Below are 18425 nucleotides of genomic sequence, written 5' to 3' on the forward strand. Positions count from 1 at the left end.
TAGATTAGATTAACTACGTTTTTTACCCAGCTTGGTTGCCCATGCTGTGACTTTTTGATAACCCGTTGGAACAATACGCTGAATCAAGTCTAAGCTTTTCGCATCATTACCAATCAATAAACGGCGTTTATCTTTTTGTACCGCTTCTAAAATTTGACGTGCTGCTTCTTCAGGTGGACAACGCAATAATTTATTAAATGCACGTGCCGATTTTTCAGGATTCATACCCAACGTGCGCATGCTGTCATTCATTTTTGCGTTATTGGCAATATTGGTACGAATCCCACCTGGATGTACACTCAATGCACTCACACCGCAGTTTTCCAAGTCCAATTCCTGACGCAAAGACTCTGTAAAACCACGCACCGCAAATTTGGTTGCGTTATAGGCCGACTGAGTCGGTTGTGCGGTTAAACCAAACAAACTTGAAATATTAATAATATGGCCATCGCCCGTTTGTTTAATTAAAGGCAAAAACTCTTTGGTGCCATACACCACGCCCCAAAAGTTAATGCCAACAATCCACTCCAGTTCTTCGTAAGTTGCGCCCTCTACAGTAGAACCCAAAGCCACGCCTGCATTATTAAAAATCATATTCACCGAGCCGTGATCTTGTACAGTTTCTGCCGCCCAAGCACGCATTTGCTCCAGCTGAGACACATCTACCTTTTTAATGGTCACACGCACATTGCTGTTTTTTAACAAGTCTACCGTTTGGGCCAAACCTTGTTCATTCACATCACTAAGCGATAAATGACAGCCTTGCTGTGCCAAAAGCACTGCCAGTTGCTGTCCAATCCCCGAGCCTGCACCTGTAATTGCGGCAACTTTATTTTTAAAATTTTTCATGTGGTTTCCTTGAGTGTGTTGCCTGCACAGTTCAGACCTGCTTGTTTTTCTGTAGGGCTGTGCAGTTATATCGCTTTCAATATAATTTTGACAATAACTATTGTCAATATAAGTCAAAACGAATATCGCAAACAAATATGAAAACATAGGTTTAACAGATAATTATTGCTAATATAAAACCCATTAACGAATTTATTTGGCTCAGGTGAAGATGACAGAACAACTGCCCATCCACGCAGACACACAACAACAGCCCCAAAAACAACAAAAAGAACGTCAGTTTAAAGGTCTGTCTTTAACTGAACGCAAACAGGCACGTCGGGAAAAACTGATTGAAGCGGGTATTCAGGCCTATGGTACGCATGGTTTTTTTGCCGTGACTGTCAAAGATATTTGTACCGAAGCCAAACTGACCGAGCGTTACTTTTACGAATCCTTTAAAAAAAGCGAAGAACTATTTCAGACTATTTTTTTAAAACTGATTGATGAATTGCAGCAAAATGTCATGCAAGCCATTATGCAGGCATCCACCGACCCGAAAAAAATGATTGATGCAGGCCTGACCGCCTTGCTGACCACCCTAAAAAACAACCCACAAATGGCACGTATTATTTATATAGATGCCATGTTGGTACAGGAACTGCATAATCAGGCCACTATTCACGAAACCATGTCACGTTTTGACCGTATGATTCAGGCCTTTGTGATGTTGATGATGCCGCATTTAGACCGCCCTAACCGTGAAATTTCCTTGGTTGCCACAGGCTTAAATGGCTATGTCACCCAAATTGCGATTCGCTGGGTCATGAGTGATTTTAAACAATCGATGGAAGATGTTTTGTCGTCTTGCCGCATTGTATTTTTATCACTGCTTCAAACCTTTTCAGACAAAGAGCAAGTGCTTGATAAAGATTCCAGCAATCTGTCATAAAACTGAAAAATATTCATAATATTTTTTAATTTCATTATTTTACTTTGACTGAATATCTGCAGATATTTCATCAAATCGACACTAGTTTGTCACAAATTATTGCAAAAATAGCCTGTTTACCCCTTTCTGCAATGATACTGTCATAATTAATCTTTGTAATAAGCCTGTCATAAATAAAACGGTCCACCGTTAACATCTATAGGATATTGCGTTGTGAAAGATGACTACATTTTAATCGTCGATGACGAACTCCCAATTCGGGAAATGATCCATACCTCTTTAGATATGGCAGGCTTTCAGTGCTTACAGGCAGAAGATGCAAAACAAGCGCATCAAATGATTGTCGATCAACGTCCAGCGCTTATCTTGCTTGATTGGATGATGCCAGGCGGTGTCAGCGGTGTAGACTTGTGCCGTCGCCTAAAACGTGACGATAACCTTGCAGAAATTCCAGTGATTATGCTGACTGCACGTGGCGAAGAAGACCACAAGGTTCAAGGGCTAGATGCAGGCGCAGATGACTACATGACCAAGCCTTTCTCGACCCGTGAACTGGTGTCGCGTATTAAAGCGGTATTACGTCGTGCCAATGCCCTAAGCGGTGAAAAAACCATTGATGCCAACGGTTTAATTCTAGACCCAGTTAGCCAGCGGGTGAGTTTTGGTGACAATATTTTAGAAATGGGGCCAACTGAATATCGCTTACTTGCGTTCTTTATGACCCATCCTGAACGTGCCTATACCCGTGCACAATTGCTTGACCAAGTCTGGGGCGGCAATGTATATATTGAAGACCGAACTATTGATGTGCATATTCGTCGTTTACGTAAAGTCTTGGAACCGTATGGTGTAGACCGTTTTGTGCAAACGGTACGTGGTACAGGTTATCGCTTCTCGACGCGTGCGGATGTTGCTTTAGGCTAAAATTATTTTATGTACGAACCTTACCCAGTCCCTGAACTCGCCCGTGACCTCAAACAAGTTCGTTACAGCAGTTTATGGACTTTTGCCAAACAAGACTTTCGTTTACTGGCCTTTTTTCTCATTATTGCAAGTTTGATTGGATTTGGGATTGGGTATTTTTGGATTTGTATTAGCATCGCCTTTTTGCTGTTTTTTCTTCAGCAAATGCGCTCTTTATACTTAGTCAACGACTGGATTTCTAATCGTCCCTATGATGTGCCGCCCAATCTGCACGGCATTTGGGGGGCATTGTTATTCAATGTTTATCGCTCACAACGTCAGGAACGTATTGTTCAGGCCGAAATGGTCGGGCTGATTGACCGCGCACAGTCATCTCTAGTGGCATTAGATGAAGCTGTCATGCTGATTGATGAAAATCACCAAATTGAATGGTGGAACCCTGCCGCAGAAAAACTTTTAGGTATTCAGCCCTTAGACCGTGGACGCAATATTCTGACTATTTTGCGCCAACCGAATTTTATTGAATATTTTAACCATATTGACCAAGCACCCGATGGCTTAAAGATGAAATCGACCGTATGCGAAGGGCAATACGTACAGGTTAAAATGACCCAATTTGGTGGAGATAGCCGTTTGTTATTTGCCTACGACATGACCCGTATGCATAACCTTGAGCAAATGCGTAAAGACTTTGTCGATAACATTTCACACGAATTGCGCACCCCGCTGACCGTACTCAGTGGCTATATTGAAACCTTTACCGATCAAGAAGAGATTAACCCACGCTGGAAACGTGCTTTCGAGCAAATGCAGTCACAAACCCGCCGCATGAATGCGTTGGTGAATGACCTGCTTTTATTATCTCGCTTGGAAAATGAAAAAACCATCGCCAAAAATCAAATCATTGAAATGCCAAGTTTAATGAATCAATTATTTGATGATGCGCATGCCTATAATGTCGATTATGGTCATACCCTCAACTTAAATATTGACAGTCATTATGATTTAATCGGTTCAGATGTAGAACTGGCCAGTGCCTTTAGTAACCTGATTACTAATGCCATTAAATACACCCCGAAAGGCGGTACCGTTACCATTGGCTGGCATGATGATGGCAATCAAGGCTATTTTACTGTGGAAGATACAGGCATCGGGATTGATCCTAAACATTTACCACGTCTGACCGAGCGCTTTTACCGTGTAGACAGCGCACGCAGCCGACAAACTGGCGGCACAGGTTTAGGCTTAGCAATTGTGAAGCACGTTTTAATGCAGCACAACGCACACTTAGAAGTAGAATCTAAAGAAAATCAAGGCTCTACCTTTAAAGTCGTATTCCCGAAAGAACGTTTATACCATGTGACTTAAGTTCGAGTTTAAAGACAAAATGCTCATTAGAAGCAAAAAAACGCCAAATCAATTTGGCGTTTTTTTATTTCTCAATACATAAAATTATACTGCGGTAACGGTATGCCCCAAGGCTTTACCCATTTCCACCACCGAATTGGCTTGAAATTCAGCATCCCACTGCATTTTATTTTCTTCAAATAAAACAATTGCTGTTGAACCCAAATAAAAACGTCCCAATTCTGCACCCTTTTCAAGGAACAATTGGTGTTGATTCAGTTCTAAACGCCCCGATGGTTTCACCTTACCTGTAGCTACGGTTTCAATACCCGCTACAATCATCGCACCGACTAAAACCACTGCCATACGGCCAAGTTCGGTATCAAACAAACACACCATACGCTCATTGCGGGCAAATAAACCTGGAATATTTTCTGCTGTGGTTTGGTTCACCGAAAATAGTTCACCTGGCACATAAAGAGTTTCAGTCAGTGTACCTGCAAAAGGCATGTGCACACGGTGATAATCTCTCGGAGATAAATATACGGTGGCAAACTGACCATTTTTAAATGGTTCTGCCAGTTGCGGGTCGGCAATTAAATTTTCAACAGTAAATTGCTGACCTTTGGCCTGAAAAATAGCGCCATCTTCAATTTTACCCAATTGCGAAATTGCACCATCTGCAGGCGATACAATGCTGCTCGGATTGCTGTCAATTTCACGTACGCCCTGCTTTAAAGAACGGGTAAAAAAATCATTAAAAGATTTATATTTCAAGGCATTGCTTTGCTCTGCCAATGACATATCAATGCCATACTGGGCTTTAAATGCCGTAATAACCGCATTTTTCAGTACAGGATGCTCGCTAGCTGCAAGTTTACCTACAACACGTGATAATTGATGTTGTGGCACAACGCGCTGTGCCTGAATGAAAATTTGTTTTTTTAAACGTGATGTGAGGCTCAAGACGGCAACTCTCCAGTAATAACAGGACTGTCAGGGCGGTTGCCCCATTCACTCCACGCACCATCGTAGGCCTGAATTTGCCAACCCAGTAATCTTCCTAAAATATAGGCCAGACCTGAACGGTGATGTGACTGACAATACACCACTACAGGTTCATTGAGATTGAATCCGAGTTGTTCCAGACGCTGTCGTGTGCGTTCTAAGGGGTGCAATTTTAAATGATTTTCACGATTAAGGGCAGTACTCCATTCAAAATGCAATGCCCCAGGTATGTGACCACCGCGTCGTGCAGCCAAACGCAGCCCTGTATATTCGTCTACAGTACGGCAATCCCACAGTTGTACCGACTGGTTTTGGCACTTTTCTAATAGCTCATCATATTGAATACGATACTGATTTTGCGCTACAACAGGAGCAAGTGTACTGACAGGTTTCAATGATTCAACTTCAGAGGTGGTCGGAAAACCTGCGGCCAACCAAGCATGAATACCGCCATTGAGCAAACTGGTATTTTCAAAGCCTAAACAGTGCAAGTTCCAGATCAGACGCCCTGCCCATGCACCGCCTTCATCATCATAAGCCACCACATGATGCTCAGGCGAGATATTCAAATACTGAATCAGCTCCTGCAAGGCTTCAGGTTCTGGCAATAGACCTGAAGTATCTTCATCCTGACGTAACAACATGCTCGGTTTGACCTGTAAGGCATGCGGCAGATGCAATTGCTCATACACTGAATTGCGGCTTAAATCGACAATGCGTAATTTATCATGTCCTAAAACAGGGACTAAATCTTCTGCTTCAATCAGCAGTCCAAAATCGAATGGTGAAGCGTTCATTTTTATGCTGTTCAGTCTGGTTGGCAATCCACTTTAACTTAGTATAGGTCATTTTTGGGCGCATGCTGTTTTTTTCATAACTTTCTCAGAATTTTAACAATCACATGCTTTAATCTAGAAAAAAAACCGAAGATTTTCTTCGGTCTTTTTTCAGTTTTTATAGGTTTGTTGGTCTTTAAACTGGTGCTTGAATATCAAAAACTTGGCGCAAATATGCCAAGAAGGTGTCATTATCGGTCATGGTTTTACCAGGACTATCTGACAATTTCGCCACCGACTGACCATTACACTCGACCAGTTTCAACACAATATTCAGTGCCGTTTGCCCCATATCATTAGTCAAATTGGTACCAATCCCAAAACTGACCTGAAAACGGTCTTTAAAGTACTGATGCAAGGCCCATGCTTTTTCAACATTCAATCCATCACTAAAGGTCAGCATTTTAGTTTTGCTGTCAATTTTCAGCTTTTTATAATGTGCATAGGCTTTATCGCCCCACGCATACGGGTCACCACTATCATGTCGCAAACCATCAAATAACTTGGCAAAATACAGGTCAAAATCACGCAGGAAAGCATCCATTCCCACAACATCGGTCAGGGCAATACCTAAATCACCCCGATATTCCTGCACCCAAGTTTCCAACGCAGCTTTTTGGAAATCGCGCAGACGCACATCCAATGCCTGAAAAGCCTGTAAAAATTCATGTGCCATGGTACCAATAGGCGTAATACCTAATTCTTTGGCCAACAGTACATTACTGGTGCCACGGAATACATCAGGTACGGCTTGATGAAAAGCTGCTACCACATGCTTTTGCCATGCAAAGCTATAACGACGGCGAGTACCAAAATCTGACACTAAAAATGGCGGGTCTTCAGGTTGTTGCTGCTGTTGATAGTCCTGAATCAGGGCAATTTTTTGCTGTAAACGTCGCTCGCCTTCTGCCCAGACCTCATCTGTGCGAATTCGCTGGAAATACAGTTCATTCACAATGGCCAGCACAAAAATTTCAAACATCATGGCTTGTACCATTGGACCTTCCACCCGAATGTCCAAGCGGCCCTGTGCATCAATACTGGCCTGAATAAAACGGCGTTTGAGCTGGAAAAGTTCTAAATAATCGACAAAATCACTTTTAATAAAGCGTAAATTGCGCAAATACTGCAATTCATCTTCTTTAAATTTCAGCTGACACAGGTGATCTAACTGTTCATTTAGTTCATCTAAAATATCGGTCAGTGGATAGGCAGTATCTTCAAGATTACGGCAGCGAAACTGATAAACACTGTGCGTTTGCGGAAACTTATGCAGTACCACCTGTAACATGGTGAATTTATACAAATCTGTATCAAGCAAAGATTGAATAATTGGGGTCATAGTGCTCATCATTTCGCGATCCTTCTTGCATTAAAGCATAATTTTTTCAGCAAAAAAGGGCTTTTATCGACAATCTTGTTACAACTTTGCTGCACCGTACGGCTCCATTCCTGTTTCATTTTCGGTGGGTTTATCGCTTAGTTACTTGGAGTAAGCTGATCTTTAATCACGCCAGCGGGCATGAATTTGTTAGAATCTCGCCATCTCTTCACTTAGATTAATACTGAGTATGCGTGCATTATTACAACGGGTTCTTGAAGCTAAAGTCGTGGTCGATGGCAAAATCACTGGCGAGATTCAACAGGGTATTTTGGTGTTCTTAGGTTTAGGCAAAGACGATAATTTTGAAAAAGGCAAAAAGCTGATTGATAAAATTTTAAAATATCGTTTTTTTGATGACGAACAAGGCAAAATGGGCTGGAATGTCAGTCAGGCCAATGGCGGTGTGTTATTGGTTTCACAATTTACCCTGATGGCACAGACCCAAAAAGGTTTACGTCCTGATTTTGGCCCCGCCATGCCCCCACAAGCCGCTCAAGAGCTCTACGAACAATTGGTGGACTATGCCAAAAGCCAGTTTGATCAAGTAGAAACGGGTATTTTTGCTGCCGATATGAAAGTACATCTGGTAAATGATGGGCCTGTGACTTTCTGTTTAGAAGTAGAATAAAGTGCATTAAAAAACCTCTGTCAAAACTGATCAGAGGTTTTTTCACATCATGGCAACTTATTTGCCTGTTTTTTGTTTAATAAACTGACGTGCTAATTTAATTTTTTCTTTTACAGGTTTTGGCAATTTAGGCGGAATTAATTTCGCTGCTTGGTTAAACCACACTAACAAGCTAAAATCACCTTCCATTTTAATGCTGCCATTTTGCATACCAGTCATAAACGCAGTTGGGTCACCTTTCATCAAGGTTTTCACCCCTTGCTCGCTGTCTGCAAATTGCAAAACAAAATCCGCTTTTTCTGCATCGCCAGCAACCGTATCAATATGACCATTGTTGACAATAATTTGACGCGCCATGCCCAAATCTGTACCAATTTGAATACGGAACTGACGCTCATGCACCAACTCAATAAATTTTGGACTGGTACGTGCCAGCTGTTTCATGCGTAATGCCAAACCTGCCACTAAAAGGTCAAGTGGATCGGTACTGACATCAACTAAAGGAAGTTTGACCACAGGAATTGCAGAAAGTTTCATGACTGTGAAGCCTATTGTAATTGTTGGAGAGTTGATCGCATCATCCTATCACAACTCCTGCTTTTTACCGCAAGGCTTTGTATAACAATCTTAAGCTGGATGTTAAACTTTTGTCGCACACTTTATGGGTGAGTTAACCGTATTTATAAACTAAAAAGATGCAAACCTGTTGCATCTTTTTTAAATCAAGGATCTATTTTAATTAACGGCTTGAGCATTGCTGCTGATCATCTTCATACACTGGGGTATGTTCAATATAGCGGCGTTTTGCCAAAGCACGTTCTGCGCGTCGATCTTCTCGTAATAATAATAAAGTTACCAATGCCATCGCCAAGCAAATTGCAGACAGATAACTATAGGTAATTGGTAGCTCAAACACGCGTTGTACACTGTAGCGCACTACTTCTAACAAGCCCCAAAAAACCATACCTGCCAACATAAAGTTTAACCAGCGACGATAAGGCGAAAAGAAAACAGCAATCAACGCAGCTGCGACTAGGCTTAAGCCAACAATGGTCGCTAAATTCGCTGTTACCATAAAAACCTCCGTCTAAAGATGCAGCCTCATTTTTAAATTGGTCTGCGACTTCAAATACCGTTTAAATAAATAATGGATGTCGATTTAAATTCTATGCATGCATTATGCTGCGTTTTTTCGATAAAAAAAGACTTGTATTTTCATAAAGCGACACACCTTGTCGCAATATTATATTGTCATTACATTTTTTTAATTTGGTAGTTTTCGGGAAGTGAAGCAGGCTCTTTATTCGCGTGTCATTACAAAAAAACACCTTCTATTTTTGCCCTAAAAAAATTTTTTTTGATTCGATCTTGTTGTTGTTTTTATCAGCAGTTTTTCCTTACCGTTTATCGTTATCTGCTGATTATACAAACAAAAAACGCAGCATGACTGCCGCGTTTTTTTCATTGATTTGTCATATTAGGCGCGGTTCAAATCTTTGTCATGCACACCCAATAAGTACAGCACACCATCTAATCCAACACTGGAAATGGCTTGATTGGCATTCTGACGCACCAAAGGTTTGGCACGGAATGCAACCCCTAAACCTGCTATGGAAAGCATTGGCAAGTCGTTGGCACCATCCCCCACAGCAATGGCTTGCTCTAAAGAAATACCCATTTTTTCTGCCAGTTCACGCAGTAATAATGCCTTACGTGCCCCATCGACAATATGGCCTTTAACCTCACCCGTTACCACGCCATTTTCCACATCTAAAATGTTGGCATGTACTTCATCAATCCCTAGTTTTTCCTGTAGGTATTCTGCAAAATACTGGAAACCACCCGACAAAATTGCAGTGCGATAACCCAAGGATTTCAGCGTTGAAATTAAACGCTCGGCACCTTCAGTGACTGTAAGTCGCTCTGCAATTTTAGGTAACACTGCAGCATCTAAGCCTTTCAGCAATGCCACACGGGCACGGAAACTTTGCTGAAAGTCCAACTCACCCTGCATGGCACGTTCGGTAATTTCAGCTACCTGATCGCCTACGCCTGCTTCAATGGCCAACTCATCAATCACTTCCTGCTCAATCAGGGTCGAGTCCATATCAAAACAAACTAAACGGCGGTTACGACGGTAGGCATTGTCTTCTTGAACGGCAACATCCACACTCAGTTCATTCGACAAGCTTAAACACGCAGCACGCATGGCCACAGCATCGAGCATTTGCCCACTTAGACCAAACTGCACACAGGCACGTTTTGGTTCATCTACAGATGCATTGAGCTGCGGACGCCCCGACAAACGTGTCACTGTTTCAATATTAAAACCCTGACTAGACACAATATGCGTAACCGCCTGCAAATGTGAGGCATTTAGCTCGGGTGCCAGTGCCGTTACGATATAACGGGTACGGCCACCTTCGTTTACCCATTGCTCATATTCGGTTGCAGAGATTGGTTTAAAACGCACTGTTAAGCCAATATCATGTGCTAAAATCAGAATCTCCTTCATGGCTAAAGCGGTTGCGGTCTGGTCTTCTGATGCAACAACAATACCTAAAGTCAGTTGATTATGAATAACAGCTTGGCCAACATCTAAGATTTGTAAGGAATGAGCGGACAATACCTGCATTAATCGAGTAAACTGATTAGGTTGGTCAGGTCCTAAAAATGATATAAGAATGATTTCTCGCATGAATTGACTCGGGTCTGAGCTACAACTATTGTGAGAATCATAATCTAAATTGAATATAAATGCCTTGGAAGTTTTACCTTGAATGCGCCTAGACAAGGGCTATTTGCTAGCCTATTGATTGTAAGTTTTGCTTTTCACACCTTTTTATTGGTGCTTGCAACAACACACCAATTGAATGAAAACCGCGCCAATCAGGGGCAGTTAATGACCAGCCAACTGGTCACCGACAGCCTTTCTGAGCTGGAACCTGCCAATACGGTATCGCTGGCCTTGTTGGTGAATCGCTATGCCACCAATCCAAGCATTGCTTCTATTCGCATTTTAGATGCCCACAATCAGGTCTTGGCCACAGGTGGACAATCACGTACCCGTCAGGGCGAAGTTTTTGTGCGTGATGCGCTGATTAATGAAAAGAAAGTCGGCAGCATTGAAATTACGCTGATTCAACCGAGTATTGGTGAAATTTTACGAACACAGTGGCTAGCAACATTATTGTCTTTGATTATTCACGGTTTATTGTGGTTAGCGTATCGAGCGATTGCCCGTCCAAGCCGCAGTGAATATCTGGCACGTATTAACAACGAATCACGCTTAAAACATGAGTTGCAAGCTTTAACGCAGGCACTGGAACAAGAAAAACACCAAACTGCCTTGGCATTGGCACAAGCTCAACAGCAGCCTAAACCGGTATTGCCACCTAAAACCAATAAAGCCATTGAGCCTACGCAACCCGAAAATAATATTGCACTCAATATTCAGTTTTATGATCCAAAACAGTTATTAGACACCGTCAATCAAACTGTTTCTGTACCATATTTTAGTCTGTGCCAAATTTTTCTAAATAAAAGCATTGAATTGTGCGTACAACACTACAAACTAAACCGTTCAGATATTCAAACCGTGCAACCCTTCCATGAAGAAGGTGCAACCCTCAGCATTGCAGCCAATACGCCTAATGCTGTGCCATGTATGGCCATGATTGGTACCGTGTTCCAATTGTTGTCGGAAGTGCTCTATAAGCGCTACCGTGAAGAAAAACGCTTCGTGTTACAAACCCGTAGTGGTTTATCTACTTCAGTCGAAGCCATGCAGCTGTCTGCTGCACAAGCGGCAGAACGTTTGGTCAATCAACTGTCTGCCCGCGAAAATGCCGTACATTTACCCAATGAATTGTTAGACGAGTTATCTGCGCATTATGAGTTGGTAAGTATGCCAAACCCAACCAATGTATTGATGCGACATGCCTTTATGGTCAATGGCATGGACAGTGCTTCGGCTGAACTAGCACAAAGCCTCAGAACTGAAATTTTAAAAGGTAAATCTTCCAAAAGTGCTTAAATAATAAAAGCACGGAGAAGCTCACCAGAAAACAAAAACCTGAGTGGAAATATCACCACTCAGGTTTTTTTATTTTGGGATACTTGCCTGTTTATAGATTCAGTTGCTTTTGTTCCACCAAATGCATTTGTGCACTATAAGCCTCCGATTGACCAACCGCTGCTTTATTCCACTCACCATTGGCCTGAAGTTCCCAAGCATTTTGGTTGTCGTGTAAATAACTCAGCAAGCCATCTTCTACAATACGTTGTTTAATTTTCTCATCCAAAATTGGGAAGCAGGTTTCCACCCGTGAAAATAAATTGCGTCCCATCCAGTCGGCACTGGCACAGTACAATTTTTTCGCCCCGCCATGCTCAAAATAATAAACACGAGTATGTTCCAGAAAACGTCCCACAATCGAACGCACATGAATACGTTCCGACATGCCTTTGACTTGTGGAATCAAACAGCAAATTGAGCGAATAATTAAGTCAACCTGCACCCCTGCCTGCGAAGCACGGTATAAGGCCGTAATCAATTCAGGCTCTGTCAGTGCATTGACTTTAATCATAATTCGGGCAGCTTTGCCTGCTTGCGCAAAGGCAATCTCTTGCTCAATCAGTTTTAACAACTCACTATGCAAGGTAAATGGTGCGTGCAGCAAAGTTTTTAATTTTGCCGATCTGCCCATACCTGTAAGTTCCTGAAACACACGATGCACATCTTCACAAATATCTGGCTGTGTGGTCATTAAGCCATAGTCGGTGTACATGCGTGCATTGCCTGCATGATAGTTCCCCGTACCCAAATGCACATAGCGCACCAATTGGTCTTGCTCACGGCGCACAATCAAAATCATTTTGGCATGGGTTTTATAGCCCACAATACCATACACCACCACAGCACCCGCCTCTTGCAAGACGTTGGCCACCATAATGTTAGATTCTTCATCAAAACGTGCCCGCAGCTCAATCACTGCCGTAACTTCTTTACCATTACGTGCAGCTTCAGCAAGTACCTGTACAATTTCAGAGTCAGGGCCACTGCGGTACAAGGTTTGCTTAATTGCCAACACATTTGGATCTTTCGCCGCTTCTTTAAGTAAATTAATTACAGGCTGAAAAGAGTCAAAAGGATGATGCAGCAACACATCCTGCTTTTTTAGAATTTCAAAAATTGGTTTTTGCTTCCGAAATACTTTGGGAATAACGGGCACAAAAGGTGGATACTTTAATTCAGGACGGTCAAAACTACTGGTCAGACGTGATAGATTGATTGGGCCACTAATCCGATACAGTTGCTGTTCATCTAAATCAAATTCTGTCAGCAAGTAGTCAATAATGTCTTGCGGGCAGTCATCTTCAATTTCCAAACGCACTGCGCGACCAAAACGACGCGATGAAAGTTCATCTTTAAGGGCTACCGCCAAATCATCAACATCTTCTGCCAAAATCAGGTCGGCATTACGCGTCACCCGAAATGCATAGCAGCCTGTAGCCTTCATGCCTGGGAATAAATCATTGATATGCTGTTGGATAATAGCCGTCAAGAAAATGTGTTCTGTCGCACTGCCTGCAACTTCTTTAGGTAAGTTGATTAAACGAGGCAATGAACGTGGCGCAGGTACAATCGCCATTTCAATTTCTCGCCCAAAGGCATCCTTGCCCTGCAAACTAACAATAAAGTTCAGGCTTTTATTGACTAAACGTGGAAATGGATGCGAAGGGTCAAGGCTGATTGGCGTTAAAACAGGTTGTACCTGACGCGCAAAATAGTCGGCAATCCAAGCCTTATGTTTATCTAGAATGTCTTGAAACTGAATAAAATGAATCCCCAAGCTTTGTAACTGCGGCAAAATTGCAAAGTTTAAGGTGTCATATTGCTGTTTGACCGCCTGATGGACTTTATCTGACAGCTCTGCCAACACGTGTTCAGTTGGAATTGCATCTGGGGTACGGGTAATCGCATTCAAATCGAGCTGCTTCATTAGCCCAGCGACTCGAATTTCAAAAAACTCATCTAAATTACGTGAAAAAATAATTAAAAAGTTCAACCGTTCTAAAATAGGTAAATCAGGGTCTAATGCTTGCGCCAAGACCCGACGGTTAAACTCAATTAAGGAAAGTTCACGATTAAAATAAGTATCAGATGAATGGTGAAAGTGTTCCATATCTTCTCTATGCTGTTTTGGGACAGTCTGCTTATTTCGCCTCAGTGCAGGCATGGTAGGTAGAGATTATGACAATCATGTTACACCCACAACCAATTGCAGAACATTTCGTCAGTACAAGGTCAATCTAAAAAATTGATTTTGTTTGTTTTATCTTACATTCAATACATTTTTATAGCAAAACAGCACTTTTAGTGACTTCTTTTATCTTAGACCATGTATCTGACATTAATTTAAAATATCTGCACTTTGAATCCGCTGCACACCATGTGCCAGCATTTGTTGCCATGCCTGCTGCAAAGAACCATTTAGATCAATGGCTTTGGTGGCATCTTCAATCACATAAGTCTGAAAGTCTAACTGGCAAGCATCCATTGCCGTCCATGCCACACAAAAATCGGTGGCAATGCCCACAATATAAACCGTATCAATCCCACGTGCCTTTAAATACGCGGCTAATCCTGTTGTGGTTTTGCGGTCGGCTTCCATAAAGGCAGAATAACTGTCTATTTCAGGGTGGAAACCTTTGCGAATAATCAGTTGTGCTGTTGGTAAATCTAGGTCTGGGTGTAGTTCAGCATCGGACGTACCTTGCACACAATGCACAGGCCAAAGTACCTGCTCACCATAGCTGAGCTGAATCTGTTCATAAGCTTGCTTGCCCGCATGGTTTGCCGCAAAGGATACATGCGTTGCAGGATGCCAGTCTTGCGTAATCACAATATTATGAAACACGCGCCCAAGCGCATTAATGCAGGGAATGATTTGATCGGCGTCGGCAACGGCCAAATTTCCACCCGGACAAAATCCGTTTTGCACATCCACCACAATCAGGGCGCTATTGACCTGCTGCATGCTGTTTCCTTTTCAAAGCTAAACACTGCCATCAGCATAGCTGAAATTTAAACCTGAGTTGTATCACTTTGATAAAAATAAAAAGAACCCTGTTCCACACAATGTTGATAGGCGGGCAGTTGTGACAATAACTGCCGTACAAAACGCGGATAGACTTTGGCTTTACGTGCTGTGGCAGCATGGAAATAAAAATAAGGCAGTGGATGCCGAGTCAAATAATTCACCAAATGTTGTCGGGCTAAAGACATGACCTGAAAGGCATCAATCCCAGCATTGACATCTTCATAAGTGGCTTGATCTGCAAACGCCAGCCATGCGTTTTGTTTCGGGGATGTGCGTGTTGCCTGAAACTTGCGTTTAAGTTCTAAAATAAATTCGTATTCAACCAAATACAGTGAAAACTGCTGTTGGCTGACCTGAAACTCAGCAATCAATTTTTTCTGTTTCATGTCCATCACACTCTTATTTTTTTAACTGTTTTTTTACGTTCTATTATACCCTTTGTGGTGGATATCCCTCGATAAAACAGGCAGCTGTGCGACAGTACTTGTCACACTAAATCAAGCGGTTTGCTCACTCAAATTTTCAATCAAAACAAAAAATAGCCCGCATTGCGGGCTATTTTGACTTCAAGCTGTTCTCATCCTTTTAAACAGTTTGAATACGGCGTACCAATAACAACATGAAGACTGCTGAAATAATAATACAAGGAATGGCTGCTGATACGACCCCTGCCGCACCAAAGCCTGCTGCCAATAACTGACCCGCAATTGCAGGGCCAAGCATTGCCCCCACACGGCCAACAGCAGATGCAACACCCACCCCTGTACCACGTACTTCAGTTGGGTAAACAATACTACCAAAAGCATACAACACGCCCTGACAGCCAATCACGAATGCACCCACCAAGGCCGATGCCATATACATTTGGGTCAGTGAACCTGCTGCATTCAGTGCAAATAAGCCTGCCAAAATGCCACCGTACATCAATAAAATAACGTAGGCTTTTTTCCAGCGGTCGGTCAGCATACCTAAAATTACGGTACCTACAGTTGCACTCACCATAAAGTAGAACTGTGCTGTACTGCCTTCTTTACGTGAGAAACCTAACTCCATAAATAAGGATGGCAACCAGCTCAACATGATGTAAACCACCATTAAGGTAAAGAAGTAGCTCACCCAAATAAATAAGGTACGCATTAAGTTTTGTGAGTTAAATAAATCTTTAAAAGACGCTTTAGGCGCAGCGTTTTGTGCTGCCAAATGATTGCCTGCTGCTTGTGCTTTTAAAAACTCACGTGATTCTGGCAATAACCACATCATCAACGGAATCACAATAAACGGAAGCAAACCGCCCAAATAGAAAATATTTTTCCAGTTTGAACCAAAATCTGTACTGGCCACTAAAGATAAAATGGCTGCACCCACAGGCATACCACAATACATTAAACCTACAGCACGACCACGGTTTTGTGGTGAAACTGCTTCAGAAGCCAAAGTAATCAAAATTGGCATAGCAGCACCTAAGCCCGCCCCCGCCAAGAAACGTACCGCCAATAAACTTTCAAAGCTATTGACCCAAACGGTACACAAAGTAAATAAGGCAAATACCGCAGTTGACCAAATCAGTACTTTTTTACGACCAATACGGTCTGCAAAACGTCCACCAACCAATGCCCCAGGCAATAAACCTAAAATACCCGCACTAAAAAACACCCCAAGTTGTGAGCTGTCTAGTCCAAAATGTTCACGAATACCTGCAGCCGCAATACCCGCTGCCTGAATATCTAGGCCTTCAATGACTGCAATTAAAAAACAGATCGCAACGGTAATCACCGCATGCCGTTGATCTGTATGTTGTGTTGATCTATCCATTGGGTCCCTCTACTAGAATTAGATAGCCATGTGAAAGCCTGCATCTTGCGCAGTTTTAAACAGCAGCAATAGCTATCAATAAGTGTTAGACCAAAGTGATTTTTTGAAGATCAGAAGACAGTACAAATAAATTTTGCGGCAAAAAATATAGCGAAAAAAACAATAATTCAGCTGCGTTACCCTCATTTTTTTAAATAAATACCACTATTTCGCTAGAAAATTCTCACTATTTAAGAAGCCTGCATAAAGCAGAGTAGACTTAAAAGCTATTAATCTGAAAGGCAAAAACCCCATATATTCCGATTAAAATACTCAGATATAAGAGCTATAAACTCTGAATTGAGTGTTTTTTTCTATAATAATCATGGTTTCAGTGACAAATTTCAGCCTGCGGCATTAAAAATGACTCAAGTAGCATGATCTAAAGACCTGCAGAAAATAATTTCAGCTTTGCTGTGGTCGTTTTTGCTTTTTATTGTGAAAACAAATACCTGTTCAATTCATTTTTTACCGAACTTCACAAAGTTTCTGTTTGCTTTGACGAAAGCATATTGTTCTGACACACTGAATCAGTCATAATTTGGCTAAGCATTATTTAATCAAATTGATTAAATTTTGACCCAAATCAAAATACTGCAACCATCCACGTCTTCTTTTCTACACCATTGTGGATGGAAAAATAGGATCTTTTTAAAAAATGACTCAGCAAGCACAGACCATTCAAGGCTCAATTGTCGCAATTGTCACCCCAATGTTAGAAGATGGCAGCGTAGATTGGAAAGGTCTCGAGAAGCTCGTTGAGTGGCACATAGAACAAGGCACCAACAGTATTGTTGCTGTGGGCACAACTGGTGAAGCATCGACCTTAAGTATGGAAGAGCACACCAAAGTGATCGCAGAAATTATTCGCGTCGCAAATAAGCGTATTCCTGTCATTGCTGGTACTGGTGCAAACTCAACGCATGAAGCCATCGAACTGACCAAAGAAGCACAACAACTGGGCGCAGATGCGGCCCTATTGGTAACGCCTTATTATAATAAGCCAACCCAAGAAGGTTTATATCAACACTATAAAGCCATTGCAGAAGCGGTAGATTTACCGATCATTCTATATAACGTACCAGGTCGTACGGGCGTAGACATGTCTAACGAAACTGTCATTCGCTTGGCAGACATCCCTAATATTGTGGGCGTAAAAGACGCAACAGGCGATGTGCCACGTGGTCAGCAGTTATTAGCTGGCTTGAACGGCAAAAACATGGTGGTTTACTCAGGCGATGATGCGACAGCATATCAACTGATGCTACACGGTGCACAAGGCAATATTTCTGTAACTGCCAATGTTGCACCGAAAGCCATGAGCCAAGTTTGCGCGGCCGCGATTGCTGGTGATGCGGCAGGTGCAGAGCAACAGAACAGTACGATTGCAAATTTACACAATATTCTATTTTGTGAATCGAACCCAATTCCTGTGAAATGGGCACTTCATGAAATGGGATTAATTGGTACAGGTATTCGCCTGCCATTAACTCCGCTTGCAGAACAATATCGTGCACCGCTACGCGAAGCCCTTCAGGCTGCGGGTGTCATTCAATAAAAG

General features: G+C 42.2%; 17 protein-coding genes. 6 read left to right on the forward strand and 11 right to left on the reverse strand.

What is annotated here, in order from left to right:
• Window positions 1–9: 9 nt before the first annotated feature.
• The gene (locus HHA43_RS02850) at window positions 10–849 is read right to left on the reverse strand and encodes an SDR family NAD(P)-dependent oxidoreductase (RefSeq protein WP_168417665.1); all 840 of its coding nucleotides are present in this window, start codon (window positions 847–849) and stop codon (window positions 10–12) included.
• Between the two features lie 211 nt (window positions 850–1060).
• Here HHA43_RS02850 and HHA43_RS02855 point away from each other — a divergent pair, with 211 nt between their 5' ends.
• From HHA43_RS02855 to phoR, 3 genes are all read left to right on the forward strand, one after another.
• Window positions 1061–1780: a TetR/AcrR family transcriptional regulator gene (locus HHA43_RS02855; RefSeq protein WP_168417664.1), complete on the forward strand. Its 720-nt coding sequence runs from the start codon at window positions 1061–1063 to the stop codon at window positions 1778–1780.
• Window positions 1781–1993: 213 nt separating this feature from the next.
• The gene (phoB, locus tag HHA43_RS02860) at window positions 1994–2704 is read left to right on the forward strand and encodes a phosphate regulon transcriptional regulator PhoB (RefSeq protein ID WP_004974162.1); all 711 of its coding nucleotides are present in this window, start codon (window positions 1994–1996) and stop codon (window positions 2702–2704) included.
• Between the two features lie 9 nt (window positions 2705–2713).
• Window positions 2714–4072, forward strand: a complete 1359-nt coding sequence (gene phoR, locus HHA43_RS02865) for a phosphate regulon sensor histidine kinase PhoR (RefSeq protein ID WP_168417663.1) — start codon at window positions 2714–2716, stop codon at window positions 4070–4072.
• 84 nt (window positions 4073–4156) lie between these two features.
• Here the strand turns inward: phoR and asd are convergent, their stop codons facing one another.
• From asd to pncB, 3 genes are all read right to left on the reverse strand, one after another.
• On the reverse strand, window positions 4157–5017 hold the full coding sequence (gene asd, locus HHA43_RS02870) for an archaetidylserine decarboxylase (RefSeq protein WP_168417662.1): 861 nt from the start codon (window positions 5015–5017) through the stop codon (window positions 4157–4159).
• Window positions 5014–5856, reverse strand: coding sequence for a sulfurtransferase (locus tag HHA43_RS02875; protein ID WP_168417661.1), 843 nt, complete (start codon window positions 5854–5856; stop codon window positions 5014–5016). The genes asd and HHA43_RS02875 overlap by 4 nt, the downstream gene beginning before the upstream one ends.
• Window positions 5857–6031: 175 nt before the next feature.
• Complete coding sequence (pncB, locus tag HHA43_RS02880; RefSeq protein WP_168417727.1) at window positions 6032–7237, reverse strand: nicotinate phosphoribosyltransferase; 1206 nt, start codon at window positions 7235–7237, stop codon at window positions 6032–6034.
• Window positions 7238–7466: 229 nt separating this feature from the next.
• Here pncB and dtd point away from each other — a divergent pair, with 229 nt between their 5' ends.
• A complete protein-coding gene (gene dtd / locus HHA43_RS02885) occupies window positions 7467–7907 on the forward strand; it encodes a D-aminoacyl-tRNA deacylase (protein WP_168417660.1) in 441 nt (146 codons plus the stop codon).
• 57 nt (window positions 7908–7964) lie between these two features.
• On the opposite strand, the gene HHA43_RS02890 is transcribed toward dtd, so the two are convergent.
• The 3 genes from HHA43_RS02890 to serB form a co-directional block, all read right to left on the reverse strand.
• Window positions 7965–8444 (reverse strand): SCP-2 sterol transfer family protein, encoded by a 480-nt coding sequence (locus HHA43_RS02890; RefSeq protein WP_168417659.1) that lies wholly within the window; start codon window positions 8442–8444, stop codon window positions 7965–7967.
• A gap of 202 nt (window positions 8445–8646) precedes the next feature.
• Window positions 8647–8982 carry a ciprofloxacin tolerance protein AciT gene (gene aciT, locus HHA43_RS02895; protein ID WP_019838067.1) on the reverse strand — a complete coding sequence of 112 codons (336 nt, stop codon included), beginning with the start codon at window positions 8980–8982 and terminating at the stop codon, window positions 8647–8649.
• A gap of 402 nt (window positions 8983–9384) precedes the next feature.
• Entirely contained in the window at window positions 9385–10605 is a 1221-nt protein-coding gene (gene serB, locus HHA43_RS02900) for a phosphoserine phosphatase SerB (protein WP_168417658.1), read from the reverse strand.
• 78 nt (window positions 10606–10683) lie between these two features.
• On the opposite strand from serB, the gene HHA43_RS02905 reads away from it, so the two are divergent.
• Window positions 10684–11943 (forward strand): hypothetical protein, encoded by a 1260-nt coding sequence (locus HHA43_RS02905; RefSeq protein WP_168417657.1) that lies wholly within the window; start codon window positions 10684–10686, stop codon window positions 11941–11943.
• 91 nt (window positions 11944–12034) lie between these two features.
• Here HHA43_RS02905 and ppk1 read toward each other — a convergent pair whose 3' ends face one another.
• The 4 genes from ppk1 to mhpT all read right to left on the reverse strand — a co-directional run bounded on the left by ppk1 (window position 12035) and on the right by mhpT (window position 16825).
• Window positions 12035–14149 carry a polyphosphate kinase 1 gene (gene ppk1 / locus HHA43_RS02910; protein ID WP_168417656.1) on the reverse strand — a complete coding sequence of 705 codons (2115 nt, stop codon included), beginning with the start codon at window positions 14147–14149 and terminating at the stop codon, window positions 12035–12037.
• A gap of 174 nt (window positions 14150–14323) precedes the next feature.
• Window positions 14324–14950 carry a bifunctional nicotinamidase/pyrazinamidase gene (gene pncA, locus HHA43_RS02915; protein ID WP_168417655.1) on the reverse strand — a complete coding sequence of 209 codons (627 nt, stop codon included), beginning with the start codon at window positions 14948–14950 and terminating at the stop codon, window positions 14324–14326.
• Window positions 14951–14997: 47 nt separating this feature from the next.
• Complete coding sequence (locus HHA43_RS02920) at window positions 14998–15399, reverse strand: hypothetical protein (protein ID WP_168417654.1); 402 nt, start codon at window positions 15397–15399, stop codon at window positions 14998–15000.
• A 199-nt stretch (window positions 15400–15598) separates the two neighbouring features.
• Complete coding sequence (gene mhpT, locus HHA43_RS02925) at window positions 15599–16825, reverse strand: 3-(3-hydroxy-phenyl)propionate transporter MhpT (RefSeq protein WP_004974130.1); 1227 nt, start codon at window positions 16823–16825, stop codon at window positions 15599–15601.
• Window positions 16826–17522: 697 nt separating this feature from the next.
• On the opposite strand from mhpT, the gene dapA reads away from it, so the two are divergent.
• Window positions 17523–18422 (forward strand): 4-hydroxy-tetrahydrodipicolinate synthase, encoded by a 900-nt coding sequence (gene dapA, locus HHA43_RS02930; RefSeq protein ID WP_168417653.1) that lies wholly within the window; start codon window positions 17523–17525, stop codon window positions 18420–18422.
• Window positions 18423–18425 lie beyond the last annotated feature (3 nt).

It is taken from the genome of Acinetobacter sp. A2, from assembly GCF_012371325.1.
In the GTDB taxonomy this organism is placed as follows: domain Bacteria; phylum Pseudomonadota; class Gammaproteobacteria; order Pseudomonadales; family Moraxellaceae; genus Acinetobacter.